Origin of the sequence: Azospirillum sp. HJ39 (assembly GCF_041507355.1) — a bacterium.
Lineage (GTDB): Bacteria > Pseudomonadota > Alphaproteobacteria > Azospirillales > Azospirillaceae > Azospirillum > Azospirillum thiophilum.
Genome location: NZ_CP167910.1, coordinates 56,675 through 82,780 on the forward strand (window position 1 = coordinate 56,675; position 26,106 = coordinate 82,780).

Annotated in this window: 22 protein-coding genes; 13 read left to right on the top strand and 9 right to left on the bottom strand. The window is 67.9% G+C overall.

The features are described from left to right. Positions 1–25: 25 nt before the first annotated feature. On the bottom strand, positions 26–733 hold the full coding sequence (locus tag ABMY26_RS10895) for a Crp/Fnr family transcriptional regulator (protein WP_372396271.1): 708 nt from the start codon (positions 731–733) through the stop codon (positions 26–28). Positions 734–1,142: 409 nt separating this feature from the next. Between ABMY26_RS10895 and ABMY26_RS10900 the strand changes: the two genes are divergently transcribed. The 3 genes from ABMY26_RS10900 (at position 1,143) to ABMY26_RS10910 (ending at position 6,038) form a co-directional block, all read left to right on the top strand. Continuing rightward, positions 1,143–2,660, top strand: coding sequence for a ribonuclease J (locus ABMY26_RS10900; RefSeq protein WP_245637057.1), 1,518 nt, complete (start codon positions 1,143–1,145; stop codon positions 2,658–2,660). A 144-nt stretch (positions 2,661–2,804) separates the two neighbouring features. Next, a complete protein-coding gene (locus ABMY26_RS10905) occupies positions 2,805–3,824 on the top strand; it encodes a purine nucleoside permease (protein WP_372396273.1) in 1,020 nt (339 codons plus the stop codon). Between the two features lie 468 nt (positions 3,825–4,292). Next, positions 4,293–6,038, top strand: coding sequence for a methyl-accepting chemotaxis protein (locus ABMY26_RS10910; protein ID WP_372396275.1), 1,746 nt, complete (start codon positions 4,293–4,295; stop codon positions 6,036–6,038). A gap of 126 nt (positions 6,039–6,164) precedes the next feature. On the opposite strand, the gene ABMY26_RS10915 is transcribed toward ABMY26_RS10910, so the two are convergent. The 7 genes from ABMY26_RS10915 to ABMY26_RS10945 form a co-directional block, all read right to left on the bottom strand. Further along, positions 6,165–6,638, bottom strand: a complete 474-nt coding sequence (locus ABMY26_RS10915; RefSeq protein WP_372396277.1) for a MarR family winged helix-turn-helix transcriptional regulator — start codon at positions 6,636–6,638, stop codon at positions 6,165–6,167. A 100-nt stretch (positions 6,639–6,738) separates the two neighbouring features. After that, complete coding sequence (locus ABMY26_RS10920) at positions 6,739–7,551, bottom strand: class II aldolase/adducin family protein (protein ID WP_372396279.1); 813 nt, start codon at positions 7,549–7,551, stop codon at positions 6,739–6,741. A gap of 23 nt (positions 7,552–7,574) precedes the next feature. Beyond that, positions 7,575–8,606 (bottom strand): ketopantoate reductase family protein, encoded by a 1,032-nt coding sequence (locus tag ABMY26_RS10925; RefSeq protein WP_372396281.1) that lies wholly within the window; start codon positions 8,604–8,606, stop codon positions 7,575–7,577. Continuing rightward, entirely contained in the window at positions 8,603–9,352 is a 750-nt protein-coding gene (locus ABMY26_RS10930; protein WP_372396283.1) for an ABC transporter ATP-binding protein, read from the bottom strand. The genes ABMY26_RS10925 and ABMY26_RS10930 overlap by 4 nt, the downstream gene beginning before the upstream one ends. Next, on the bottom strand, positions 9,349–11,178 hold the full coding sequence (locus ABMY26_RS10935) for an ATP-binding cassette domain-containing protein (protein WP_372396285.1): 1,830 nt from the start codon (positions 11,176–11,178) through the stop codon (positions 9,349–9,351). Before ABMY26_RS10935 ends, ABMY26_RS10930 begins: the two co-directional genes overlap by 4 nt. A 47-nt stretch (positions 11,179–11,225) precedes the next feature. Continuing rightward, the gene (locus ABMY26_RS10940; RefSeq protein WP_372396287.1) at positions 11,226–12,263 is read right to left on the bottom strand and encodes a branched-chain amino acid ABC transporter permease; all 1,038 of its coding nucleotides are present in this window, start codon (positions 12,261–12,263) and stop codon (positions 11,226–11,228) included. Positions 12,264–12,344: 81 nt separating this feature from the next. Then, a complete protein-coding gene (locus ABMY26_RS10945; protein WP_372396288.1) occupies positions 12,345–13,499 on the bottom strand; it encodes an ABC transporter substrate-binding protein in 1,155 nt (384 codons plus the stop codon). Positions 13,500–14,304: 805 nt separating this feature from the next. On the opposite strand from ABMY26_RS10945, the gene ABMY26_RS10950 reads away from it, so the two are divergent. The 10 genes from ABMY26_RS10950 to ABMY26_RS10995 all read left to right on the top strand — a co-directional run bounded on the left by ABMY26_RS10950 (position 14,305) and on the right by ABMY26_RS10995 (position 22,562). Continuing rightward, a complete protein-coding gene (locus ABMY26_RS10950; protein WP_372396289.1) occupies positions 14,305–15,489 on the top strand; it encodes an amidase in 1,185 nt (394 codons plus the stop codon). 99 nt (positions 15,490–15,588) lie between these two features. Beyond that, entirely contained in the window at positions 15,589–16,755 is a 1,167-nt protein-coding gene (locus tag ABMY26_RS10955; protein WP_372396290.1) for an acyl-CoA dehydrogenase family protein, read from the top strand. A gap of 23 nt (positions 16,756–16,778) precedes the next feature. Further along, positions 16,779–17,138 carry a hypothetical protein gene (locus tag ABMY26_RS10960; RefSeq protein ID WP_372396291.1) on the top strand — a complete coding sequence of 120 codons (360 nt, stop codon included), beginning with the start codon at positions 16,779–16,781 and terminating at the stop codon, positions 17,136–17,138. Further along, positions 17,135–17,695 carry a nuclear transport factor 2 family protein gene (locus tag ABMY26_RS10965; protein ID WP_372396292.1) on the top strand — a complete coding sequence of 187 codons (561 nt, stop codon included), beginning with the start codon at positions 17,135–17,137 and terminating at the stop codon, positions 17,693–17,695. The genes ABMY26_RS10960 and ABMY26_RS10965 overlap by 4 nt, the downstream gene beginning before the upstream one ends. Positions 17,696–17,736: 41 nt before the next feature. Beyond that, a complete protein-coding gene (locus tag ABMY26_RS10970; protein WP_372396293.1) occupies positions 17,737–19,026 on the top strand; it encodes a Rieske 2Fe-2S domain-containing protein in 1,290 nt (429 codons plus the stop codon). Positions 19,027–19,219: 193 nt separating this feature from the next. Then, a complete protein-coding gene (locus ABMY26_RS10975; protein ID WP_372396294.1) occupies positions 19,220–19,708 on the top strand; it encodes an aromatic-ring-hydroxylating dioxygenase subunit beta in 489 nt (162 codons plus the stop codon). A gap of 15 nt (positions 19,709–19,723) precedes the next feature. Beyond that, positions 19,724–20,464 (top strand): SDR family NAD(P)-dependent oxidoreductase, encoded by a 741-nt coding sequence (locus ABMY26_RS10980; RefSeq protein WP_372396295.1) that lies wholly within the window; start codon positions 19,724–19,726, stop codon positions 20,462–20,464. A gap of 17 nt (positions 20,465–20,481) precedes the next feature. Next, positions 20,482–21,441 carry a 2Fe-2S iron-sulfur cluster-binding protein gene (locus tag ABMY26_RS10985; protein ID WP_372396296.1) on the top strand — a complete coding sequence of 320 codons (960 nt, stop codon included), beginning with the start codon at positions 20,482–20,484 and terminating at the stop codon, positions 21,439–21,441. A gap of 11 nt (positions 21,442–21,452) precedes the next feature. Further along, the gene (locus ABMY26_RS10990; RefSeq protein WP_372396297.1) at positions 21,453–21,959 is read left to right on the top strand and encodes a flavin reductase; all 507 of its coding nucleotides are present in this window, start codon (positions 21,453–21,455) and stop codon (positions 21,957–21,959) included. A 33-nt stretch (positions 21,960–21,992) separates the two neighbouring features. Beyond that, positions 21,993–22,562, top strand: coding sequence for a hemerythrin domain-containing protein (locus ABMY26_RS10995; RefSeq protein WP_372396298.1), 570 nt, complete (start codon positions 21,993–21,995; stop codon positions 22,560–22,562). Between the two features lie 349 nt (positions 22,563–22,911). On the opposite strand, the gene ABMY26_RS11000 is transcribed toward ABMY26_RS10995, so the two are convergent. Beyond that, positions 22,912–26,103: an efflux RND transporter permease subunit gene (locus ABMY26_RS11000; RefSeq protein ID WP_372396299.1), complete on the bottom strand. Its 3,192-nt coding sequence runs from the start codon at positions 26,101–26,103 to the stop codon at positions 22,912–22,914. Positions 26,104–26,106: the final 3 nt, after the last annotated feature.

The following is a 26,106-nucleotide window of genomic DNA, read 5'->3' on the forward strand; positions in this document are numbered from 1 at the left end:
CGCTCCTCCGGCAGAATCCTGCTCCCTACGGCCCGTCTGCCAGCTCCCGCAGGGCGTCCAGGCCGCAGCGGAAGCGGTTGGGCCGCAGCTCCTCCAGCGTGCCCTGGCGCTTCAGCTCGGCCACCACGCGGCTGGCGGTTTCGGTGGTGATGCCCAGCACGGCGCCGACATCCTCCCGCCCGAAGAAGTCGCATTCGCCGCGCTCGTCCACCAGGGTCAGGAACAGGCGGGCGACCCGGGCGCGGGCACTGCCGGTGCCCAGCTCGACCAGGAAGGCGTCGGCCCGCTCGACCGCCTGATGCCAGCGCCGCATCAGTTGCCGGTGCAGGTGCCCGGTTTCGACCGACAGGCGCTGGATCACCGCGACCGGGATGCGGCAGGTCAGCACCGGATGGATGGCGATGGCGGTGTGCCGGTAGGGCTCGCCCAGCGCCGCCTCCAGCCCGGCGGTGTCGCCGGCCCGCAGCAGCCGGACGATGCGCTGGCTGCCGTTGGGCAGATACTGCACCAGCTTCACCAGCCCGCCGCGCACGGTGTAGAGCGCCGACGGCTCGTCGCCGACATGGTAGAGCGCCGCCCCCGGCGCCACGGTGAATTCATCGATGGGCAGATGGATCAGGCCGAAATCGGCCTCGGTCAGGTCGGCGAACAGCGCCGACTCCCGGATGCCGCACCCCCGGCAATTGGCCAGACCCCGCCACGCCGCGGTGATGTCGGTCTTCTTCACGGTCATGTCCATGGTTTGCGGCGGGGCTATGCTGTGGGTACGAACGGTCGCGGACGCCGAGTTTGGCAGCTTTTCGGACATGTTCCAAACGTCTTCCCACCTCTCCCGCCTTCGCGCCCCGGCCTGGAAGCGGTCTTGCATATCGGCAATGCCCCGCCGATCGGTGCGACTTTTCGCAAGTGCCCTTGACGCCGGCCCGGCTTTGCCCACATAAGACCAGACGAACGAACCGGGGTTTCACGGCTTTGCGCCGGCACCCCCGCCCCATCCCCGCTCCCTGCCGTCCGACGGCCGCCCCGTGGCGCCTCCGGCATGGTCCTTTCAACTCCTTATCCGACGAGATCCGCATCGACGAGCGATGCACGCCCGCCCGGCAGCGTCGAATGCCGGCCTATGTGAGACGTACGACAGAGGCATGACGTTTGATTCAAAGCGGCGCCGGATGGCGCCGAACAACCGCGCACGCAACCCGCGTCCGCGCGATGACTTCGACGGCTCCCGCCCGACGGCCAACACGGTCCATGGCGGCGGCCCCATCGGCCCGGTTCCGGGCAAGGACGAGATCCTGTTCCTACCGCTGGGCGGCTGTTCGCGCATCGGCATGAACATGGCGCTCTACGGTCATGCCGGCAAATGGCTGATCGTCGATGCCGGCGTGGCCTTCATGGGCGACGAGGCGCCGGGCGTCGACAGCCTGATGGCCGATCCGACCTTCATCGAGGAGCGGATGCAGGACGTCGTCGGGCTGGTGGTGACCCACGCCCACGAGGACCATATCGGCGCCATCCACCATCTGTGGCCGCGCCTGCGCTGCCCGATCTATGCCAGTCCCTTCGCCTCGCACATCATCCGCGACCGGCTGAAGGAGAAGGGCGCCCACCGCGCCGCCAAGGTGCAGACCTTCGACATCGGCGACACGCTGCGGATCGGTCCGTTCCGGATCGAGACCATCGCCGTCACCCATTCGATCCCCGAACCGATGTCGCTGGCGATCCGCACGGCGGCCGGCACGGTGCTGCACACCGGCGACTGGAAGTTCGATCCCGATCCGCTGATCGGCCGGACCACCGATTTCGCCGCGCTGAAGCGTCTGGGCGACGAGGGGCTGCTCGCCATGATGTGCGACAGCACCAACGCCGACGTGCCCGGCGCGACCGGGTCGGAAGCCGATGCGCGGGCCGGCCTGATCGCCGCCTTCGCCGGCCGGCCGGGCGCCATCGCCGTCACCGGCTTCGCCTCCAATGTCGCCCGCATGACCGCGGTGGCCGAGGCCGCCGCCGCGGTCGGCCGGAAGGTCGTGCTGGTCGGCCGCTCCATGCTGCGCATGGAGAAGGCGGCGCAGGCCTGCGGCTATCTCGACCATGTGCCGGACTTCATGGACGTGCGCGAAGCCTCCTGGACCCCGCGCGAGAACCTCGTGTTCCTGTGCACCGGCAGCCAGGGCGAGGAGCGGGCGGCGCTGAGCCGCCTGGCCCGCAACGAGCACCGCGAGCTGTGGCTGGAGGAGGGCGACACCGTCATCTTCTCCGCCCGCACCATCCCCGGCAACGAGGAGGTGCTGGCCGACATCCACGCGCATCTGCGCGGCATGGGCGTCGAGATCGTCACCCCGGCCGACGCGCCGGTCCACGTCTCCGGCCACCCGAAACGCGACGACCTCGCCCGCATGTACGGTCTGGTCCGTCCCCGCTTCGCCGTGCCGGTCCATGGCACAATCGGCCATATGGAGGCCCATGCCCGCCTCGCCCGCTCCTGCGGCGTCGAGCGCGCGCTGGTCCCGGAGGATGGCGACATCCTGCGCATCGCCCATGAGGGCACCCGCGTGATCGGCCGCATCGAACCGAGGCGCCTCGCCAACACCGGCCGCGAACTGATCCCCTGGATCCCGCCGGTGACGGTGGATGAGGACATGGCGGAGCGCGTCGCCGCCTGACGGCGCGTATCCGGCCCTGACGGCAAACGCCCCGCACCCTCCGGTGCGGGGCGTTTTTCGTTGCGGCGCATATGGAGGGGGACGGGCATGGCGCGGCTGTTGCATACTCCGGTGCGTCTATTCGTCCCATGGAGTGAAATTTCGATGTCATTGCTCTCCTGCTGCCGCGGTGCCGCCCTGTCGGCCCTGCTCCTGTTCGGACTGAACGGGACGTCCCAGGCTGCGGAGCCGGTCAAGGTCAAGGTCTTCGTCGGCTCGATGTTCGAGATCGGCAAGAACACCGGCGACCGCGCGGGCGAGTTCCAGCACTGGTACGAGCGCTATTGGCAGACGGCCGAGCCGATCGCGGTGAAGGGTGCGCTGAACCCGGTCTACTGCAACGCCGACGGCGTGTGCGGCTCGGTGCTGGGCATGGGCAAGGTCAGCTCCTCGGCCTCGATGCAGGCGATCCTGCTGAACCCGCAGCTCGACCTGTCGCAGGCCTATTTCCTGGTCACCGGCGTTGCCGGCACCCCGCCGTCGCGCGGCACCATCGGCGAGGTCAGCTGGGCGACCTGGGTCGTCGACTATGACCTGGGCCACCGTTGGGCGCCGGAGGAGAACAAGCCGGGCGAGCCGACCTTCATGCCGCGCAAGGGCTACGAAGCGGTGCGGCTGTTCCCGATGAACCAGACGCTGGTCGGCTGGGCGATGAAGCTGACCGCCGACACGCCGCTGAAGGACAGCGACTCCGCCCGCGCCTACCGCAAGCGCTATCCGCAGGAAGCCGCGCAGCGTGCCCCTTTCGTGGGCACCGGCACGCACATGACCGGCGACACCTTCTTCCACGGCCCCGGCATGTCGGCGCAGGCGCAGTACATCGCCAAGCTCTACGGCGCCGACGACTATGTCATCACCGAGATGGAGGCAGCGGCGATCACGCTGGTGATCAAGCGGCTGCAGGGTTCCGACCGGGTGATGAGCCTGCGCGGCGCGGTCAATTTCGACCAGGGCAACCCGAACGAGACCACGCTCCAGCATCTCGATCCCAAGCCGGGCGAAACCGCCGGCGGCTTCGCCGAGACGGTGGAGAATGTGGAGCTGGTCGGCTCCCGCATGGTCGACCACATCGTCGGCCATTGGGACCGGTGGAAGGACGGCGTGCCGGCGCTGCCCGCCCAATAAACGGCCGCCGGCGCGGGAGATCCTGGCAGCAGGGCGCGCCGACAGGCGCGGATATCGGCGGTCATCGTCCATGACCGATGATTTGGATCGGATCGCGTAAAATCGGCATCGATTTGAAGCGTGACTCCGATCGCCAAACACAGGGCTGGAGCTTCGTGCGTTTCATGGTGAACGCACGAAGCTCCAGGGCGCCATCGCGGGCACAACAGCTACTTTTAGTTGCTGAGTTGTGAGCTCACCGGCCAATTCGGTTGATCCCATTCCAGCAAGTCGTTTATCCACGGGAGTGGCAGGATGGCTGTATTCAAGCGCCGCTGACACTCCCGCACCGGCCTGTCAGCGAATTTGTCGCAACCAGGACCAGCGGATTCAGAATTGTAAGGTTGTGGCGTCTTCTCTAAAATTTCAGAGCTGTCCCTCTGGGGATTATCGCTAACAATTATAAAATTTTACAGAAACGGAGCAGTGATGCGACAATTTATCACTTCAATAATACATCCTCGTATTTCGATGCGGCTTCAAATGATTGTGGTTCTTTCGCTGCTGTCGCTCGCGGCATTGGCTACTGTCATGTCATTTTCTCAGTATGACGCCATGTATACGGCGCGTGTGGAAAAACTGAAGGCGACGGTGGATTTGGCCACGTCTGTCGCTGCCGACCTCGAAAATCGTGTGCAGGCCGGCACATTGACGCGGGAAAAGGCGTTGACCAGCTTCAGGGACACGATACGACCGCTGAAGTTCGACAGCGGGAACGGTTATTACTTTGTCTATACTTTCGACGGGACTCAAATTGTATTCGGCCCGGATCCGGCGAGCGAAGGGCAAAACAAAATCAATAAGGTCGATGCCTATGGAAATAAATATGTCGAGTCTCAGATAGCTGCGGCGCGCGCTGGTTCGGGCGTCATCACTTACTGGTTCCCGCGACCTGGAATGAAGGAACCCCTGGCGAAGGTCGCGTATATCGCGGGCTTCCCGCAGTGGAACATCTCGATCGGAACCGCCGCTTACATCGATGATCTGGACGCCGACTTTTACGCTGGTTTGGAATGGACTGTCTTTTTGGTTCTTTTGTTTGTCCTGGTGACGGCTGGAGGCGCGCTGTTCGTCGCCACCGGCATCAAACGGCCGATTTCTCTTTTGCAGAAAGCCATGATCGCCTTGGCGAATGGGAATGTCGATGTCTCCGTGGCCGGAACGAAGCGTCATGATGAATTGGGTGAAATGGCCCGGGCGGTCGATGTGTTCCGCACTCATGCGATCGAAAACCGCCGCTTGATCGCCGAGCAGGACGCGGTGCGCGCGGCGGCTGAAGGCGAACGTCGCCGGCTGACCGGGGAATTGGCCGTCAGTCTCGAATCGCAGGTCGGCGGTGTCGTGAAGATCGTGTCCCTCGGCGCTGAAGATGCCGAAGGAGCGGCGAAGTCGCTGTCCGGCTCGGTGGAAGCCATTCGCGCACGCGCCACGTCGGTCAGCACGGCTGCCCAGCAAGCATCGGCCAATGTGAACACCGTGGCTGCGGCGACGGAGGAACTGTCGAACTCGATACTGGAGGTCAATGAGTTGATGGCGCGGTCGACCGCGGTCGTCGGTGAAGCGTCCAGTTTCGCCAAGGATGTCGATGGCAGAATGCAAAATCTGGTGGGTGTCGTGTCCCGTATCGGGGATGTTGCATCCCTGATCAACACCATCGCCTCCCAGACGAATCTGCTCGCGCTCAACGCGACGATCGAAGCGGCGCGTGCCGGTGCGGCGGGCAAGGGCTTCGAAGTCGTGGCGAACGAGGTCAAGAATCTGGCTGCGCAAACCGCGAAGGCGACGGACGATATCCGCGCCCAGATCGCCGAAGTGCAGAGCACAACCGGTCAGGCGGTTTTCGCCATCAACCAGATCACGGATGTCATCCATCAGATCGCCGACTTGTCCAAGACAGTCGCCGCATCCCTGGAGCAGCAGCGGGCCGCGACCGATGAGATTGCCCGCAACGCTCAACAGGCCGCCACGGGAACCCATGAGGTCAGCCAAGCCATGCAGGGGGTCAGCGAGGAGACTCAGTCGACGTTGCAAGCCACCAACCAGACCATGAACGTCGCCCGAGCCCTGTCGGAGCAAGCGCACGTGCTGCAAAATGCCATGCTGATGGTCTTGAAGGAGCTGAAGGCCAGTTCGGACAAGGAGGCGGTGATTGGACTCCGCACGGCGGAGCGATGATGCGTCGCCGGTGACGGTGTTGCACCGCGCCGGCCATTGGATTTGGAGTTTCGTCCGTTCAATATGAAACGCACGAAACTCCAGCCTTATGCCAGGGTCAAAAGGTTCTGACTTTTGACCCTGGTTTCAGTCCTCGGCCAGATTGGCGTAGAGCTGCTGCAGGGTGGCGTTCAGCTTGCCGATCTGCGATTCCGACAGCCCCTCGAAGCTGCGGGCGAACAGCTTGCCGGTCGCCTCCTGGATGCGCTCGACCAGCGCATGGCCGGCGGGGGTCATCGCCACCTCGGTGACGCGGCCGTCGTCGGCGTTGGTGCCGGTGTCCACCAGCCCTTCGGCCTTCATCCGGTAGACGATGCGGGTCATCGTCGACAGCTTGACGATGGCGTGGGTCGAGATCTCCGAGATGCTCGACGTGCCGTGCGTCTTCAGGATGAACAGCACCCGCCAGGTCGGGATGTCGGTGCCGATCCGCTTCAGCGCGGTTTCCATCTTCTGGGTGTAGATGCCCTGGACGCGGGCCAGCCAGTAGAAGGGAAACTCCTCGACCTGGAACTCGGGATCGGAGGGGATGTAGCGGCGCAGCTTCTTGGTGATGGCCATGATGCCCAATGTCTGTCCAGCGGTCGGCGAGGCCGGGGCCATCTTGTACCAACCGCCGGTTCGGTTGCCAAACGCCTTGCAGTGCCGCTCCGCTGCCGCCTCACCAGCCCGGCCCGCGCGCCGTCCGCATCTTGCGCACCATGGCGTCGAAGAACTTCACGGCGAAGCCGCCGTCGCGGATCAGCATGGCGGTCAGGTCGCTGCATTTCTGCCGGACCTCGGTCGACAGCTCGACATCCTCGCCGCGCATGCTGTCGGCCAGCGTCTGGATCTCGGCGGCACGCTGCACCGTCCACAGCAGGAAGAAGGTCTTGGCGATGCTGGACTCCCCCACCGCAATGCCGTGGTTGCGCAGCACCAGGACATGCTTGTCCCCCAGGCTCTCCAGCATGCGCGGCTTCTCGTCGGCGAACAGCGTGATGCCCTCGAAGGCATGGTAGCCGACCCGGCCGTAGAGCTGGGCGCCGTAGAAGTCGTTGTGCGAGAAGGCCTGCCTCTTCTGCACGATGGCCGACACCTCGGTGGTGTGGGTGTGGATGACGCAATGGATGTCGTCGCGCGCCTCGTGGATGGCGCTGTGCAGGGCGAAGCCGGCCGGGTTGGCGTCATAGGGCGACGGCTCCAGCTTCTCGCCGTCCAGCCCGACCTTCAGCAGGTTGGCCGGCGTCACCTCGGTGTAGTTCAGGCCGAAGGGGTTGACCAGATAGTGATGCGCCGGCCCCGGCAGCCGGGCCGAGATGTGGTTGAAGATCGTCTCGGTCCAGCCCATGAAATCGACGAGATGGTAGCAGTCGGCCAGCTGGCAGCGCAGCGCCCATTCCTCCTCGCCGATATGGGCGGGCCGGACGACGCTGTTGTGCCCCATGGCGGGCGCGGGAATGGAAACGGGAACGGCGGCGGTCGCGGTCGTCATGGTTTGCGGTCCTCTTCCGGATGTTACAGGCCCGCGGCGGCGCGCAGCGCGCTGTCGCTCTTGAAGCGGGCGAGGATGGCGATGTTGCGGGTCAGCGGCATGGACAGCCCCTGCAGCTCGGCCAGTTCGATGACGGCCTCGCAGATGGCGGACAGCTCCAGCGGCAGCCCCTTCTCGAAATCCTGGAGCATGGAGGTCTTCACCGGCCCCATCCCCGCCCCCATCGCCAGCAGGGACGCCGGGTCCAGCTCGATCCGCGCGCCGTAGGCGGCGGCGGTCAGCAGCGCTTCGGACAGCATCTGCCGGGCGATCTGCGACAGCGACGGGTCGCCGTAGATGTCCTGCAGCGTCGCCCCCGACACCACCGACAGCGGGTTGGAGGAAAGATTGGCGATCACCTTGGTCCACAGCGGGTCGCGCACCCGCCCGCTGGCCTGGGTCTGGATGCCGCAGGCGCTCAGCATGGCGGCGATGCGGGCGAGGCGCTCGCTGGGACGGTGGTCGATCTCGCCCAGGATCAGCTTCAGCGGGTTGAAGCTGCGGGCCACGCCCGGCGCCATGCGCTCGGCGGTGATGTAGGCGATGGCGCCGATCACCCGGTCGAGCGGCACCAGACCCTTCAATTCCCCGTCGGGATCGACCGAGCGGACGGCGCGGCCCTGGTGGCGCCCGCCCTCCCCCTCGAAATACCACCAGGGGATGCCGTTCACCACCGGGACGACCAGCGTCTGCGGCCCGATCATCGGCCGGGCCGACCGCACCAGCGGCAGCAGATCCTGCGCCTTGGCGCAGAGGAACAGCAGGCCGGGCTGCCCCAGCCCGTCGGCCGGCCCGGCCTCGACCCGCACATGATGCTCGCCCTCGCGGTCGGTCAGGTGCAGCCCGTCCTGCCGGATCACCTCCAGCGTCGTCCCGCGCGCCAGCACGCCGACCCGGTGGCCGGCCCGGGCGATGCGGACCGCCAGCGTGGTGCCGATGGCGCCCGCCCCGGCGATCCCGACATGCCAAGGCCCCTGCCCGGCGGCCGGATGCTCGCGCCAGTCGGGATCCGTCATGAGGCCAGCATCTCCTGATGCTTGCCGGCCATGCCGAGATAGGCCGCCACCACGCGGGGATCATGGGCCAGTTGCGACGCCGGCCCCTCCATGGCGATGCGCCCCAGCTCCAGCACATAGGCGTAATCGGCGACGCGCAGCGCAGCGCGGGCGTTCTGCTCGATCAGCAGGATCGACACCCCCTTGCGCCGCAGCTCCGAGATGATGCGGAACACCTCGCGCACGATCAGCGGCGCCAGCCCGAGCGACGGCTCGTCCAGCATCAGCAGCTTCGGCCCGCCCATCAGCGCGCGGGCGAGCGCCAGCATCTGCCGCTCGCCGCCCGACAGGGTGGCCGCCATCTGCCCGCGCCGCTCCTTCAGCCGGGGGAACAGGACGTAGAGCTCCTCCATCGCCGCGTCCTGCTCCCGCCTGGAGCGGGAATGGAAGCGGAAGCCGCCGAGCCGCAGATTGTCCTCCACGCTCATGGTGGCGAACAGTGCGCGCTTTTCCGGCACGAGGCTCATGCCGCGCGCCACCATGTCCTGGATCGACGGCGACGGCCCGTCATGGCCAAGGAAGCTGACACGGCCGCGCGACGGCAGCACGCCCATGATGGCGGACAGCAGCGTCGTCTTGCCGGCGCCGTTCGGGCCGATCACGGTGACGATCTGCCCCTCGCCCACCCGCAGGCTGGCGTTGCTCAGCGCCTCGATCTTGCCGTAGGAGACGCAGAGGTCGGAGACCTCCAGCAGCGGCGCGCTCATTCGATCCCTCCCAGATAGGCTTCGAGGACGGCCGGGTTGGTCTGGATCGTCTCGGGCGGTCCCTCGGCGATGCGCTCGCCGAACTCCATGACATAGACGCGGTCGACCAGCCCCATGACGAAGTCCATGTCATGCTCGACCAGCAGGATCGCCATGCCCTCCGACCGCAGCCGGACCAGCAGCTCGGCCAGCGCCTGCTTCTCCAGGAAGCGCAGGCCGGCGGCAGGCTCGTCGAGCAGCAGCAGGCAGGGATCGGCGCACAGCGCGCGGGCGATTTCCAGCAGGCGCTGCTGGCCGAGCGCCAGGCTGCCAGCCTCGGCGTGCAGGTATTGGCCGAGCCCGACGCGGACCAGCTGGCGCCGCGCTTCCGCCAGCAGCCGCGCCTCTTCCGCGCGGTCCAGCCGCAACGCCGCGGCGGCGACGCCCTTCGATCCGCGCAGATGGGCGCCGATGGCGACATTCTCCAGCACGCTCATGCTGGGCAGCAGCTTGACATGCTGGAAGCTGCGGCTGAGGCCGGCGCCGGCCATGGCACGGGCGGTGCGGCCATCGATGCGCTCGCCAAGGAAGCGGATTTCGCCGGAGGTCGGATGGTCGACGCAGGAGAGCTGGTTGAACAGCGTGCTCTTGCCCGCCCCGTTCGGCCCGATCACCGCCAGGATCTCGCCGGCCCGCACGGTGAAGCTGATGTCGCGGTTCGCGACCAGCCCGCCGAAGCGCCGGGTGACGCCCTTGGCCTCCAGCACCACCTCGCCCTTGGCCGGCATGGCGCGGCGGGGCAGCGGCCCAGCGTCGGGCAGGTCCGAAGCCACGCTCTCCAGCGCGCCCGGCCGCTGCCGGCGCCGCTCGAACAGCTTGGCGATCCAGCCGGCGATGCCGCCGGGCAGATGCTGCATCAGCAGCACGATCAGCAGGCCGAAGACGATGGCCTCGAAATTCCCGCTGCGGCCCAGCAGGTGCGGCAGCAGATCCTGCAGCCACTGCTTGGCGAAGGTGACGCCGGCCGCGCCGATCACCGCCCCCCAGACCTGCCCCACCCCGCCGATCAGCGCCATGAACAGGAAGTCGATGCCGGCCTGGAGGCTGAAGGGGGCCGGGCTGACGAAACGCTGGGTGTAGGCATAGAGCCAGCCGGCCAGCCCGGCATAGAGGGCTGCGACCAGGAAGGCGGTCATCTTGGCGCGGAAGCTGTCGACACCCATCGATTCCGACATGCGCTGCCCGCCGCGCAGCGCGCGGATGGCGCGGCCGACGCGGGAGTCCAGCAGGTTCAGCGTCGCCACCACCGCCAGCAGCAGGATGGCCCAGATCAGGTAGAACAGCGCCTCCGCCTTGTCGAAGGCGATGCCGAACAGGCTCAGCGCCGGGATGCCGGACAGGCCGGTATGGCCGCCCAGGAATTCCAGGTTGCCGAACAGGTAGAACAGCGACAGCCCCCAGGCGATGGTGCCGAGCGGCAGGTAATGGCCCGACAGCCGCAGCGTCACCGCCCCCAGCAGCGTGGCGATGGCGAGCGTCAGCAGCAGCCCCACCGCCAGCCCGGCCAGCGGCGACCCCGCCATCCAGGCGAGCGGCCCCGGCAGGTCGGCGGCGGACACGGTGGCGAGATAGGCCGTCGCATAGGCGCTGACGCCGATGAAGGCGGCCTGACCGAAGCTGGTCATCCCGGCGACGCCGGTCAGCAGGACGAGGCCGAGCGTCGCAAGCGCGAAGATGCCGATGTTGTTGGCCAGCGTGACCTGATATGTCGGCAGCAGCAGCGGGGCGGCCGCCAGCAGCGGCACCAGCGCCAGCAGGATCCAGCCGGACGGCGACAGTTTGGGCATCGACGGGGCGGGCCTCCCGGCGGAAGTTTTTGAAAGAACGCCGGGCTTCATTCCTCGTCCTCCGCGCCATGGTGGGAGAGGGAGCGCCAAACCAGCACCGGAAGGATCAGCGTGAAGACGATGACCTCCTTGTAGCTGCTGGCCCAGAAGGTGGAGAAGGATTCGGCCTGCCCGATCAGCAGGGCGCCGAGCGCGGCGACCGGGTAGCTCGCCAGCCCGCCGATGATGGCGCCGACGAAGCCCTTCAGGCTGATGATGAAGCCGCTGTCGTAGTAGATCGTGGTGATCGGGGCGATCAGGATGCCGGACAGGCTGCCGATCAGCGCCGCCAGGGCGAAGCTGGCCTTGCCCGCCAGTTCCGGCGAGATGCCGACCAGCTCGGCCCCCAGCCGGTTGACCGCGGCGGCGCGCAGCGCCTTGCCGTAGAGGCTGCGCTCGAAGAACAGGTAGAGGCCCAGGATCAGCGCCAGCGACACCGCCACCACCCAGAGGGTCTGGCTGTTCAGCATCACCATGCCCAGGCGCAGGCCGCCGTCGGAGAAGGGCTCGGTGCGCGCGCCCTCCGGCCCGAACATCAGCAGCCCGACGCCGACCAGCACGACATGCACGGCGATGGAAACGATCAGCAGCACCAGCGGGTGCGCCGCGGCGATCGGCTGGTAGAAGACGCGGTAGAGCGCAAGGCCCAGCGGCACGATCAGCGCCATCGTCACCAGCGCCTGCACGGCGACGCCCATGTCGGCCAGCGGCACCAGCGTCGTCAGCGCAGTGAGCGCGCCGGCATAGGCGACCCCCAGCGCAGAGCCGCGCCTTACCGCCGGCCGGCCGTCGCGCCGCCAGGCGGCGTGGATGTCCATGACCATGGCGGCGGCGGCCAGCGCCAGCAGCAGCCAGCCCAGCCGGACCGGTGTTCCGCCCTGCATCGCCGCCATGGTCAGGGCGGCGAAGGCGACGAATTCACCCTGCGGGATCAGGAGGATGCGGGTCACGGTGAAGACCAGCAGGATCGACAGCGCCAGCAATGCGTAGATGGCGCCGTTGGTGATCCCGTCCTGACCCAGCAGCATGACGATCTGGAAATTCATGACCGGTATCCCTTCGCTCCGGCGGCGGCCCCGTCTTTCGTTGCGGGAACGGGCGGGCCGCTGCCGGATCACGTCACAAGGTCACTTCACCAGCGTCCACTTGCCGCCGGACACGGTGATCAGCTCGCGGCCGCGCTCGTCGAAGCCGCTGTGGTCGGCCGGGGTCAGGGTGTAGACGCCCTGGGTCGCCGGCAGCTCCTTCACCTGTTCCAGCGCGTCGCGCAGCGCGCTGCGGAAGCCGGCGGACCCCGGCTCGCCGCCCTTCAGCGCGACCGGGATGGCGCGCTCCAGCAGCAGGCCGGCGTCATAGACGTTGGCGCCGAAGGTGGCGGGCTTGGAACCGTTCAGCTTCTCGTAGGCGGCGACATAGTCGCCGGCGATCTTCTTCGACGGATGGCTGTCGGGCACCTGGTCCAGCACCAGCATCAGGCTGGCGGCCAGGATCGTGCCCTCGACCTTCTTGCCACCCAGCTTGAGGAAGTCGGGCAGCGCCGCGCCATGGGTCTGGTAGAGCTTGCCGCGATAGCCCTGGTCGTACAGCGTCGTCTGCGGCAGCACCGACGAGCTGCCGGGGGCGGCGATCAGCACCGCATCGGGCGAGGCCGACAGGATCTTCAGCCCCTGCGCCGTCAGCGAGGTGTCCTGGCGCTGGAAGCGCTCGCTGGCCAGCAGCTTGATCCCGCGCTTGGCCGCGCCCTCGCCGAACACCTTCAGCCAGTTGTCGCCATAGGGATCGGCGGTGCCGATGAAGCCGACCGACTTGATGCCGGTCTTCGCCATGTGCTCAAGCAGCGCCTCGGCGATCAGGTCGTCGTTCTGGGTTGTCTTGAACACCCACTTCTTCTGTTCGGTCATCGGCAGCACGACGGCGGCGGTGCCGACCGGGGCCAACATCGGCACGCCGGCCTCGGCGGCGAACTGGATGACGCCCATCGCGTTGGGCGAGCCCGACGGGCCGATGATGGCGTCGACCTTCTCCTCGGTGATCAGCTTCTTGAAGGCGGCGACGGTCGCCGTCGGGTCGCTGCCGTCGTCGAGCGTGATGTACTGCACCGTCTGGCCGCCGACGCTGGTCGGCAGCAGGGGAACGCTGTTCTTCTGCGGAATGCCGACCAGCGCGATGGGGCCGGTCGAGGAACTCACCACGCCGATCTTCACCTGCGCATCCGCCTGGGCGGCGGCACCGGCCGCGAACGCCCCGAACAGCAGCGAGACCGCCAGTTTCTTTGCAAACACCGCACCCTCCGTTTCTGTATCGCCCGTCTGTTGCGATCCGCATGGCGGACCCGTCGGGCCGGTCCGGCCGGCGCCCGCAAGGGCCGCTCCCGCCGTCCAACCTCTTGTTATGCCGAAAAGAACAAAGCAAAGACCGCGCCAGTGAAAGCGGCGGCGGCGGCGCCTCGATCATGGAAAACATCGACAATGGAAGACGCGAACAGTCGGAGACCGTCCCGCCGGCACAAGACTCGGTGGAAAAATGGGAAAGATCGAAGCGTCCGCACTGTGCCGGCTGGAATATCCGGCAACTTTGTTCTTGGAGATTTCGATTGGCGCCGCCACTGCGCCCCACCGTCGAAGACCTGCGGTGGTGACGCCGGATGCCGGCCGCCCTTGCCGTCCATTAAGCCAGAGTTCCTTGAATCCGCAATCGAATTTTCAAGAAAAACTGCCCATTTTTTAGCACTCAATTGCATGCTTCGCAGGCGAAAAACCACCAAGCAGGATGATCAGGTACTTTGGCATGAGCCTCTGGCCGCAAAGTATGAACCACACGAAAAACTATTTAATAACAATATATTGAATGAACACTTCCGGCGACGGGAAGCCCGCGGCCCCGCTTTCCGGCGGCCAAAGCGCTGCTCGGATTTTGTGCTTCGCCGCCGAAAATTATTTTCCCAAAGTCAATTGACTATTCACGTTTCTTGGCCTTAGGCTTCGGACATCCCATCCACCCCGAACCGCTCCGATCCCGGCCCCCAGGACAAGCCCGGCATCGTGCGAGCCACGGGGAAACCGGCGCGACCGGGGAAGGCCCTTGCCCATGACGATCTTCGTTCAAACGCTGGACATCGCCGCCACTGACGCCAATGCCGACGCCCCCGCGGCAGCGGCTCGCGAAACCCGCCCCACGGTGGCGATCAAGGACACCATCGACATCGCCGGCACCCCGACCCGCGCCGGCAGCCGGTCGCTGGAGGACGCCCCGCCGGCCGCGACGCATGCCGATGTGGTGGGCAACCTGCTGGCCGCCGGCTGGCGGATCGCCGGCAAGACCACGATGCACGAGCTGGCTTTCGGCACCACCGGCATCAACCGCTGGGCCGGCACCGCGCCGAACCCGGATTTTCCCGATTTCGTGCCCGGCGGCTCGTCCAGCGGATCGGCCGCTGCCGTCGCCGCAGGCATGGTTGACGCTTCGATAGGCACCGACACCGGCGGATCGGTGCGCATCCCGGCCGCCTGCTGCGGCGTCTTCGGGCTGAAGCCGACCTTCGGCCGGGTCAGCCGCCAGGGCGTGATGCCGGCCCGCAGCACGCTGGACTGCGTCGGCCCCTTCGCCGCCGACATGGCCTCCCTGGTCGCCTGCATGGCCGCCATCGACCCGAGCTTCGGCCCGCTGCCGGCACTCGACGACATTGGCGGCGGCGTCACCATCGGCCTGCTGGAGACGGACGCCGATGCCGGGATCGCGGCAGCGGTGCGCACAGCGGTCGGAGCCGCCGGCCTGCCGGTCGAAGCGGTCACGCTGACCGGCATGCGCGCCGCCTTCGAGGCCGGGCTGTCGGTCATCAATGTCGAGACCTGGGCCGCCTGCGCCGCGCTGGTGGAGACCGGCCTTGTCGGCGAGGACGTCGCCGTCCGGCTGCGCAATGCCGCCCGCACCACGGTGGAGGAGGTGGCGCGGGCCGAGGAGGTGCGCGCCGCCTTCACCGCCGAGGTCGACGCGCTGCTGGAGCGTGTCGCGGTGATCGCCCTGCCGACCATGGCCGGCCCGCCGCCGCTGGTGGCCGAGGCCGGCGACACCAGCCGGCTGGTCCGCATGACGACGCTGGTCCGCCCCTTCAACCTGTCCGGCCATCCGGCCATCGCCATCCCGCTCGCTCCCATCGACGGCGCGCCGGCCAGCCTGCAGCTGGTCGCCGCCAAGGGCGCGGACGAGCTGCTCTGCGCGGTCGCAACCCTCATCGCTGGCCACATCGCCGACCGATTGCCCAAAACCGGCTGAACCGCACACCACGCCCTGCAAAACCCCGATCCGATAAACGGAGCCGCGCTCCGACTGCCGACGCGCGCCCTCCCTTTATCGCCTGCCATGGAGATCCCCATGTTGGCTGCTCTGCCCGTGCAGACACCTGACGACGGCCGGAGCTTCGACGACGCTCTGCTTGCCGAGCTTCTGAGCGAGATCCGCGGCCGGCGCGCCGAATTCGAACAGCAGCAGTTCCTCTCCCAGGACATCGTCGAGCGTTACCGCAAGCTCGGCGTCTACCGCGCCCTGGTCGCCCGGCGCTTCGGCGGCGACGAACGCTCGCCCGCCGAGTTCTGCCGGCTGGTGGAGCGCATCGCCGAGGCCGACGGCTCGGCCGGCTGGGTCGCCAGCTTCGGCATCGGCGCGGTCTACCTGTCGGCGCTGCCGCTCGACACGCTGCGCACGCTCTATGCCCGCGGCCCGGACCTCGTCTTCGCCGGCGGCATCTTCCCGCCGCAGCCGGCGGCCTTCGTCGACGGCGGCCTGAAGGTGAAGGGCCGCTGGAGCTGGGCCAGCGGCTGCATGGGCGCCGACATCGTCGGCGTCGGCATCGCGCCGAAGAACAGCGACGGCACCGGCGGCCTGCCGCGCATGGCGGTGATGCCGCGCAGCGCGGTCAAGATCGAACGCAACTGGGATGTCGTCGGCCTGCTCGGCACCGGCAGCCACGACCTCGTGGTCGATGACGTGGTGGTGCCGGAGGAGTGGACCTTCGTGCGCGGCGGCAAGTCGGCGCTGGACGAGCCGCTCTACCGCTACCCGACACTGGCCTTCGCCGCGCAGGTGCTGTCGGTGGTCTCGCTCGGCATCGCCCGCGCGGCGCTGGACGAGCTGCGCTCGATGGGGTCCCGCGCGTCGGTCACCGGCGCGCCGAAGCTGGGCGAGCGCGTCGCCTCCCAGCTGGAGACAGCGAGGCTGGAGGCCGAGCTGCGCGCCGCCCGCTCCTGGTTCTACGACGCCATCGACGACGTGTGGCAATGCCTGCTGGCCGGGAACGAGCCGGCGCCGGATCAGGTCAGCATGCTGCGCCTGTCGGCCACCCACGCCACCCGCACCGCCGCCGACGTGACGCGCCGGGCGCAGATGCTGACCGGCATGGCCGGGGTCTACGAGCGCTGCCCGATCGCCCGCCAGGTCCGGGACGTGCAGATGATCACCCAGCACGCCTTCCTCGGCGACGTCACCTACCAGAATGCCGGCGCCATGCTGTTCGGCCTGTCCCCCCTGCCCGGCTACCTCTGACCCCAAATCCCCGGAGACCTTCCATGAGCGACAAGAAGCCCCTGCGCGTTCTGTTCTGCATCGGCGTCAACCAGAACTTCTTCGACGCGACGGCGGACGAGGCCAAGCAGGTCTGGGGCGCCTTCTCCACCATGATGCGCGGCATCGGCGAGCTGCCGGGCGTGACGGTGCTCGGCAACATGGACGACGACCAGATCATGGTCGGCCCGTCGACCAACTGGCCCTGGACCACCTATGTGCTGGCCGACGTGCCGGACATCGAGACGGTGACCGCCGCCTGCAACCTGTTCCGCGTCACGCCGGTCGGCGACGGCACCTTCAAGCTGTGGAAATACTGCCGCGTCGAGGCCCGCGTCGGCCGCGAGCTGGTGATCCCGCAATGACCCTGCCCCTCCCCGCCGGGGTTGCCGACCTCACGGCGCGCCTCGCCCGCTTCGAGGCGGAGGCCGCGGTCCGCGCCTGCATGGTCCGCTACATGGCGCTGTGCGACGCGCTGGGCCCGGCCACGCCGCTGGACGAGCTCGCCGGCCTGTTCACCGCCGACGCGGTGTGGGAGGGCATCGGCGAGAAATACGCCAAGACCTTCGGCCGGATCGCCGGCCGCGCGGCCCTGCGGGAGATGTTCGCCGGATACATGGTCGAACCCTCCCACTTCGCGCTGAACGTCCATTTCCTGACCTCCGAACTGATCCGGACCCATAGATCGGAGATCGCCGGTCCGGACAGGGCCGAGGGCACATGGATCATGCTGCAGACCTCGACCTTCGCCAGCGGCGCCTCGCACCTGAACGCCGCCCGGCTGACGGTGGATTTCCGCCTGGAGGACGGCGCCTGGCGCATGGGCCATTTCCGCACCGAAAACCTGTTCAGCCGCCCGGTCGACGGCTGGAACCGCCCCGATCCGGTTCCGGTCCCTGCCCCGATCCCGGCCCCGGAGTGATCCCCCTTCCTCTCCGCCCCCAAGACGGAAAGTCCCAAGCCATGGCCATCGACGTCAAAGCCCCGCCCGCGTCCCCTTCGGCAACCTCCCGCGACCTCGCCGACCTGGTGCGCGCCGACCGCGCCCACACCTCGCTCTACACCGACCCGGCGATCTTCGAGCAGGAGATGGACCGCATCTTCGCCAACTGCTGGGTCTGGGTCGCCCATGTCAGCGAGGTCCGGGAAGCCGGCGACTACAAGTCGACCTATGTCGGCCGCCAGCCGGTGGTGGTGGTGCGCGACCGCAAGCAGAAGATCCATGTCCTGCTGAACCGCTGCCGCCACCGCGCCGCCACGGTCTGCGAGGAGAAGAAGGGCCGCACCAACAGCTTCGTCTGCCCCTACCATGGCTGGAGCTATGGCTTGGACGGCAGTTTGCGCGGCGTGCCGCATCCGGAAAGCTACGGCCAGTGCCTGGACAAGGGCGAGTATCCGCTGAAGAGCCTGCGGGTCGAGGAATATGCCGGCATGGTCTTCGCCACCTTCCGCGAGGACATCGAGCCGCTGGCCGACTGGCTCGGCCCGGCGAAGAAGTGGATGGACCTGTTCATGAAGCAGGGCGGCGGCTATCCGATCAAGGTGGCGGGCGAGCACCGCTTCCGCTTCCCCGGCAACTGGAAGATCCAGCTGGAGAACACCACCGACGGCTATCATTTCCCGGTCGTCCACAAATCCTTTCTGTCCTCGGTCGACGAGCAGACCGAACGCATGCTGGACTTCGTCAACGGTCCCGGCTTCGTCGAGGATCTCGGCAACGGCCACAGCGTCATGGTGATGATCCCCGAACTGGTGGATCTGGAAGACAACCTCGACGCTCCCGTCCCCGCCCGCTTCGCGGAGCTGGCCGAGGAACTGCGCAAGGAGGGCCATGACGAGGCCAAGGTGCGCCGCATCGTCCGCGCCGTCGGTGGCTCGGGCTTCAACCTGAACCTGTTCCCCAACATCGCCTGCTCGATGGCCTTCTTCCGCGTGCTGCGCCCGGTGTCGGTGAACGAGACCGAGATCCACCACGCCGTCATCACCATGGACGGCGGCCCCGCCGCCGCCAACCGCGCGCGGCTGCGGCTGCACGAGCATTTCCAGGGTCCGATGGGCTTCGGCACGCCCGACGATTCCGAAGCGTGGGAGCGCGTGCAGAAGGGCGCCCAGGCCGGCACCGATCTGTGGATCCTGCTGAACCGCGGCCTGCCCGGCGAGCGCGTCACCGAGGACGGCCGTGCCGGCGACGTCAGCGCCGAGACCGGCATGCGCGCCGCCTACCAGCAGTGGAAAAAGCTGATGACGGCGTGAGGGGGTGTCCCCGCCTGTGCCCCCTCCCTTCCCACGCTTGTCAGCGTGGGCCCCTTCCCTCCCCCGCCTTCGGCGGTAGAGGGAGCAAGTCGCGAAGCTGCGGCAGTCCCCTCTCCCGCGCAAGCGGGGGAGGGTTAGGGAGGGGGCAAAACTCCCCCACAGCCCCACCCTGCCTCCCCCGGAGACACACGCCATGAACACCCAACTCCTCACCGAGGTCAGCGCCTTCCTGTGGCAGGAGGCCGACATGCTCGACCACTGCGAATATCAGGACTGGCTGGCGCAATGGACCGAAGACGGCGTCTACATCGTGCCGATCGATCCGGTGGCGACCGACCTCGCCGACCGGCTGAACTACGCCTATGACGACGCCGACATGCGCGCCAAGCGCGTCGCCCGCCTGACCAGCGGCGAGTCCGTCTCGACCCAGCCGGCATCGCGCACCGTGCGCTCGCTGTCGCGCTTCCGCATCCTGGCCGACGACGGCGCCACCGTCACCGTGCGCGCCGCCCAGCATCTGCGCGAGTTCCGCAAGGAGACGCTGCGCGACTACACCGCCGACGTCACCTACGAACTCGCCCGCACCAATGACGGCACGGGCGGCGGCTTCCGGCTGAAAGGCAAGATCGTCCGGCTCGTGAACTCGACCGATGCGCTGCACAGCATCGGCTACATCCTCTGACAAGGAGGCCACGGGATGGCACAGGTCGCACTCGTCACCGGCGCTGCCCAGGGGCTGGGCCGCGTCATCGCCGAACAGTTCCTGGCTGCCGGCTACCGCGTCGCGCTGACCGACGTCGCCGAAGCGGCGGTGCGCGAGGCGGCGGCGGCGCTCGACCCGTCGGGCGAGGCCGTCCTGCCGCTGACGCTCGACGTCACCCGCAAGGACGATTTCGCCACGGCGCTCGACGCCGTGCTGGCGCGCTGGGGTGCGCTGCATGTCGCGGTCAACAACGCGGCGATGACGCCGATGACCCCGGTCATGCAGATCACGCCCGACGAGTTCGACGCGGTGCTGACCGTCAACCTGCGCGGCACCTTCCTCGGCTGCCAAATCTTCGGCGCACATCTGGCGAAGGCCGGCTACGGCCGGATCGTCAACATCGCCTCGCTGGCCGGGCAGAATGGCGGCACGGCGTCGGGCGCTCACTACGCCTCCTCCAAGGCCGGCATCCTGACGCTGACCAAGATCTTCGCCCGCGAGCTGGCGGCGTCCAACGTCACCGTCAACGCCATCGCCCCCGGCCCGATGGAGCTTCCCTCCGTCCGCGCCTCCGTCCCGCCCGAGCGGCTGGAGACGCTGATCGGGATGATCCCGGTCAAGCGGCTCGGCAACCCGGCCTTCGTGGCGCGGATGGCGGTGGAGCTGGCCTCACCGGACGCCGATTTCACCACCGGCGCCGCCTGGGACATCAACGGCGGCATCTTCATGCGCTGAGTTTAAGGACGATCGCAATGACGCAAGAGACGCTGACGCTGGTGGTCGCCCGCCGGCGGGTCGAAGGCAACGGGGTGCTGTTGCTCGACCTCGTCGACCGCGCCGGCAAGCCGCTGCCGCCCTTCGAGGCCGGGGCGCATGTCGACCTCCATCTGGCGCCGGGGCTGGTCCGGCAATATTCGCTGTGCGGCGATCCGGCCGACCGCGGGCGCTACCGGCTCGGCATCCTGCGCGATCCGGGATCGCGCGGCGGCTCCGTCGCCGCCCATGACGGCCTGGACGAAGGCACGGAGGTCGCGGTCGGGCTGCCGCGCAACCTGTTCCCGCTCGCCGACAGTGCCGCCCATTCGCTGCTGGTCGGCGGCGGCATCGGCATCACGCCGATGATCGCCATGGCCCATGCGCTGGCCGCGGCCGGCCGCAGCTTCGAGCTGCATTACTGCGGCCGCAGCCGCGAGGCCTGCGCCTTCCTGGACGAACTGGCCGGGGCGCCATTCCGCGACCGCGTCGCCCTGCATCTGGACGACGGACCGGCCGGCCAGCGCCTCGACCTTCCCACCCTGCTGGGCGGCAGCCCGGCCGGCACGCACCTCTATGTCTGCGGCCCGACCGGCTTCATGGAGTGGGTGATCGGCGAGGCGACGCGCCTCGGCCTGCCCGACGACCGCATCCACCGCGAATATTTCCAGGCGGAGGCCGCGACCGGCGGCGACGCCTTCGAGGTGGTGGCGAACCGCAGCGGCAAGCGCGTGCGGGTGGAGGGGGACGAGACCATCGTCCAGGCGCTCGGCCGGATCGGCATCAAGGTGCAGATGTCCTGCGAACAGGGCGTCTGCGGCACCTGCCTGTGCACGGTGCTGGAGGGCACGCCCGACCACCGGGACGTCTTCCTGACCGACGAGGAGAAGGCCGACAACGACCAGATCCTGCTCTGCTGCTCGCGCGCCAGGACCGGCACGCTCGTTCTGGATATTTGAGGACAATCGCCATGGTCGAGGTTTCCCGCTTCCGCAACGGCATGTCGCTGCTGACCGGCGCCGTCAACATCGTCACCACCGACGGCCCCGGCGGCCGGGCCGGCTTCACCGCCACCGCGGTGTGCAGCGTGACCGACCAGCCGCCGACCCTGCTGGTCTGCCTGAACCAGTCCTCCTTCGTGCACCGGGCCTTCGCCACCAACGGCATGCTGTGCGTCAACCCGCTGTGCGGCGAGCAGCAGGCGCTGTCGGAGGTCTTCTCCAACCGCGCCCTGTCGGCCGACGAGCGGTTCGCCGCCGCCGACTGGACGGCGCTGGCGACCGGCAGCCCGGCGCTGGCCGGCGCGCTGGTCAATTTCGACTGCCGCATCGTCGACACCCACGCGGTCGGCACGCACAGCGTCTTCTATTGCGAGGTCGTCGACATCCGCCAGCGCGAGGCCGGCGGCACTCTCGGCCTCGTCTACTTCAACCGGGCCTATCACCGGCTGGGCGACGCCGCGCCCGCACTGTCCTGATCCAATTCACCACAGTCCGGGGACCGACCGAGCATGGACGCCATCCGCATCGTCAAGGACGAGCATTTCGCCATCGCCGCGGTGCTGCACGCCCTGCGCCACCAGATCCGCGCCATCCGCGGCGGGGCGTCCCCGGACTTCCCGCTGCTGCACGCCATCCTCGATTACATCGTCTCCTATCCCGACCATTGGCACCACCCGAAGGAGGACCGCTTCCTGTTCGCCGCCGTCCGCCGCCGGGCGCCGGAAGCCGAGGCGCTGATCGCCCGGCTGGAACGCGAACACGCGCTGGGATACCCGATGATCGAGATGCTGAAGCGTCAGCTCGTCTGCTACGAGGCCGGTGACGAGGGCGCGGCTGAGGATTTCTTCGCCACCGCCGAACGCTACGCCACCCTCGAATACGGCCATCTCCAGACCGAGGAGGAACAGCTGCTGCCGCTGGCCGAACGGGTGCTGACCGCCGACGACTGGCGGGAGATCGACGCCGCTTTCCGGGAGAACGACAACCCGCTGTTCGGCATCAAGCCGAAGGAGGAGGCCGAGCGGCTCTACCGGCGCATCCTGGAGCTGGCGCCGCCGCCCATCGGCTATGGGCGGTAAGCGGGCGATCCGGCAGGTCCCTTTCCGGGTTTGGACATGTGGGACATCCCACAAGGCCACCCCCTGCCGGCCCCGCCCGTGAGGATTTTCCATCCCATCCTTACCTGTCCCCCGTTGCCGTGATAGCAAGAAACGGCCGGCACGGGCGCCGGGCGATCCGGCATCCGGTCCGGTGAATGGAACAGTGAACAGGTCCGGATTCCTGTTCCATAGCGTTTCAAACGTTCCATTCGCCCTCCCCGCGGCCCCGTCCTGCCGCCGGATCCGGGCAAAAAAGAACGCCGGGTCCACGAAGGACCCGGCGCGCATCGGTCGGTGATCGGCCCCGTCGACCGGGCCGGGCCGGCCGTCAGTCCCCTGCCGCCGGCTGCGGCATGGAGCCATGGCCGGGGGTGCCATGGCCGGGGCGGCGGCGGACGAACAGGCGATAGACCGCGACGAAGAAGACCGGCACGAACAGCACCGCCAGGACGGTTGCGGAGATCATGCCGCCCATCACGCCGACGCCGATGGCGTTCTGGCTCTCCGACCCGGCGCCGGTGCTGATCGCCAGCGGCAGCACGCCGAGGATGAAGGCCAGCGACGTCATGATGATCGGGCGCAGGCGCTGGCGGCAGGCTTCCGCCGCCGCCTCCTTCAGCTCCATGCCGTCGTCGTAGAGCGACTTGGCGAACTCGACGATCAGGATGGCGTTCTTCGCCGACAGGCCGATGGTGGTCAGCAGGCCGACCTGGAAATAGACGTCGCTCGGCAGGCCGCGCAGCGTCGCCGCGATGACGGCGCCGATGACTCCCAGCGGCACCACCATGATGACCGACACCGGCACCGACCAGCTCTCGTACAGGGCCGCCAGGCAGAGGAAGACGATGATCATCGACAGGGCATAGAGCGCCGGTGCCTGCGAGCCGCTGAGCCGCTCCTCGTAGGACAGGCCGGTCCACTCGTAGCCGATGCCCTGCGGCAGCTTCGCCATCATCGCCTCCATCTCGGTCATCGCCTCGCCAGAGCTGATGCCGGGAGCGGCCGAGCCCTGGATATTGATCGAGGAGGCGCCGTTGTAGCGCTCCAGCTTGGGCGAGCCGAAGGTCCATTGCGCCGTGGTGAAGGCGGAGAAGGGCACCATCTGGTCGCTGGCGTTGCGCACGTACCAGCGGTCGATGTCGCTCGGCTGCATGCGGTATGGCGCGTCGGCCTGGAGATAGACCTTCTTGACGCGGCCCTGGTCGATGAAGTCGTTGACGTAGGACGAGCCCCAGGCGGCCGACAGCGTCGTGTTGATGTCGCTGAGCGACAGGCCGAGCGCGCTCGCCTTCTCGCGGTCGATCTCCAGCTTGAACTGTGGCGTGTCCTCCAGCCCGTTGGGGCGGACGCCGACCAGCTTCGGGTTCTGCGCCGCCATGCCCAGCAGCTGGTTGCGCGCCTGCATCAACCGGTCGTGGCCGAGCCCGCCGCGGTCGACCAGCTGCAGGTCGAAGCCGGTGGCGTTGCCCATACCGGGAACCGATGGCGGCAGGAAGGCGAAGACCACCGCGTCCTTCAGCTTCGACAGGGCGCCCATCGCCCGGCCGGCGATGGCCTGCGGCTTCAGCGCCGGGGACTGCCGCTCGCTCCAGTCCTTCAGCCGGACGAAGGCCATGCCGGCATTCTGGCCGCGGCCGGAGAAGTTGAAGCCGACGATGGTGAACAGGCCCTCGACGCTGTCCTTCTCCTTCTCCAGGAAATAGGTGGTGACGGCCTTGGCGGTCTCGGCGGTGCGCTGGCTGCTGGCGTTCGGCGGCGCCGACCACAGCACATACAGCTGCCCGCGGTCCTCCGTCGGCAGGAAGGAGGACGGCATCTGCACGAACAGGTAGCCCAGCCCGCCCAGGATCAGGGCATAGGCGATGAAGTAGCGGCCCAGCCGGTTCACCGCCCCGCGCACGCCGCGGACATAGACCCGGCTGCCGGCGTCGAAGCCCCGGTTGAACAGGCCGAAGAAGCCGCCGCGCTTGTGGCCGTGGCCCCCCTCGTGCCCCCCGTCCTGACCGGCTCCATGGTTCGCCACCGGCTTCAGGATGGTGGCGCACAGTGCCGGGGTCAGCACCAGGGCGACCAGCACCGACAACGCCATCGCCGACACGATGGTCAGCGAGAACTGGCGGTAGATGGCACCGGCCGAACCGCCGAAGAAGGCCATCGGCACGAACACCGCCGACAGCACCAGCGCGATGCCGACAAGCGCGCCGGTGATCTGGTCCATAGACTTGCGAGTCGCCTCGCGCGGCGACAGCCCCTCCTCGCTCATCACGCGCTCGACATTCTCGACCACGACGATGGCGTCGTCGACCAGCAGGCCGATGGCCAGCACCATGCCGAACATGGTCAGCACATTGATCGAGAAGCCGAAGGCGGACAGCACGCCGAAGCTGCCGAGCAGCACCACCGGCACCGCGATGGTCGGGATCAGCGTCGCGCGGAAATTCTGCAGGAACAGGTACATCACGACGAAGACCAGGACGATGGCCTCGAACAGCGTCTTGATGACCTCGTGGATCGACAGCTCGACGAAGGGGGTGGTGTCGAACGGGTAGATGACCTCGATGCCGGACGGGAAGAAGGGCTGCAGCTCGGCGACGCGCGCCTTGACCGCGGCAGCGGTATCGAGCGCATTGGCACCGGTCGCCAGCTTGATGCCGACGCCGGCCGCCGGCTTGCCGTTGTAGCTGGCGTTGATCTCGTAGGTTTCGGAGCCGATCTCGATCCGCGCCACGTCGCGCAGCCGCACCTGCGAGCCGTCCGGGTTGACGCGCAGCAGGATGGCGCCGAACTGCTCGGGCGTCTGCAGGCGCGACTGGGCGGTGATGGTCGCGTTGATCTGCTGACCCGCCACCGCCGGTGCGCCACCGAGCTGGCCGGCGGAAACCTGGGCATTCTGGGTCTTGACCGCGTTGGCGACGTCGGTGGTCGTCAGCTTGAAGTTGTTGAGCGCATCGGGGTCGAGCCAGATGCGCATGGCGTGCTGCGGGCCGAAGACGGTCACGTCGCCGACGCCCTCGACGCGGCTGATCGTGTCCTGCAGGTTGGAGGTCACGTAGTCGGCGATGTCGCCCTGGCTGAGGCGCCCGTCACTCGACACGAAACCCACCACCAGAAGGAAGTCGTTGCCGGCCTTCGACACCTGCAGGCCGCGCTGCTGGACCTCCTGCGGCAGCAGGGGCGTGGCCAGCTGCAGCTTGTTCTGCACCTGGACCTGGGCGATGTCGGGATTGGCCTCCGGCTCGAAGGTCAGCGTGATGGTCACGTTGCCGGAGGAGTCGCTGTTGGAGGACATGTAGCGGAAATGGTCGAGCCCGGTCATCTTCTGCTCGATGACCTGGGTGACCGTGTCCTCCAGCGTCTTGGCCGACGCGCCGGGATAGCTGGCGGTGATCGACACCGTGGGCGGCGCGATCTTCGGATACTGCTCGACGGGCAGGCCCAGGATCGCCAGAGCGCCGGCCATCATGATGACGATGGCGATGACCCAGGCGAAGACCGGCCGGTCGATGAAGAATTTTGACATGGG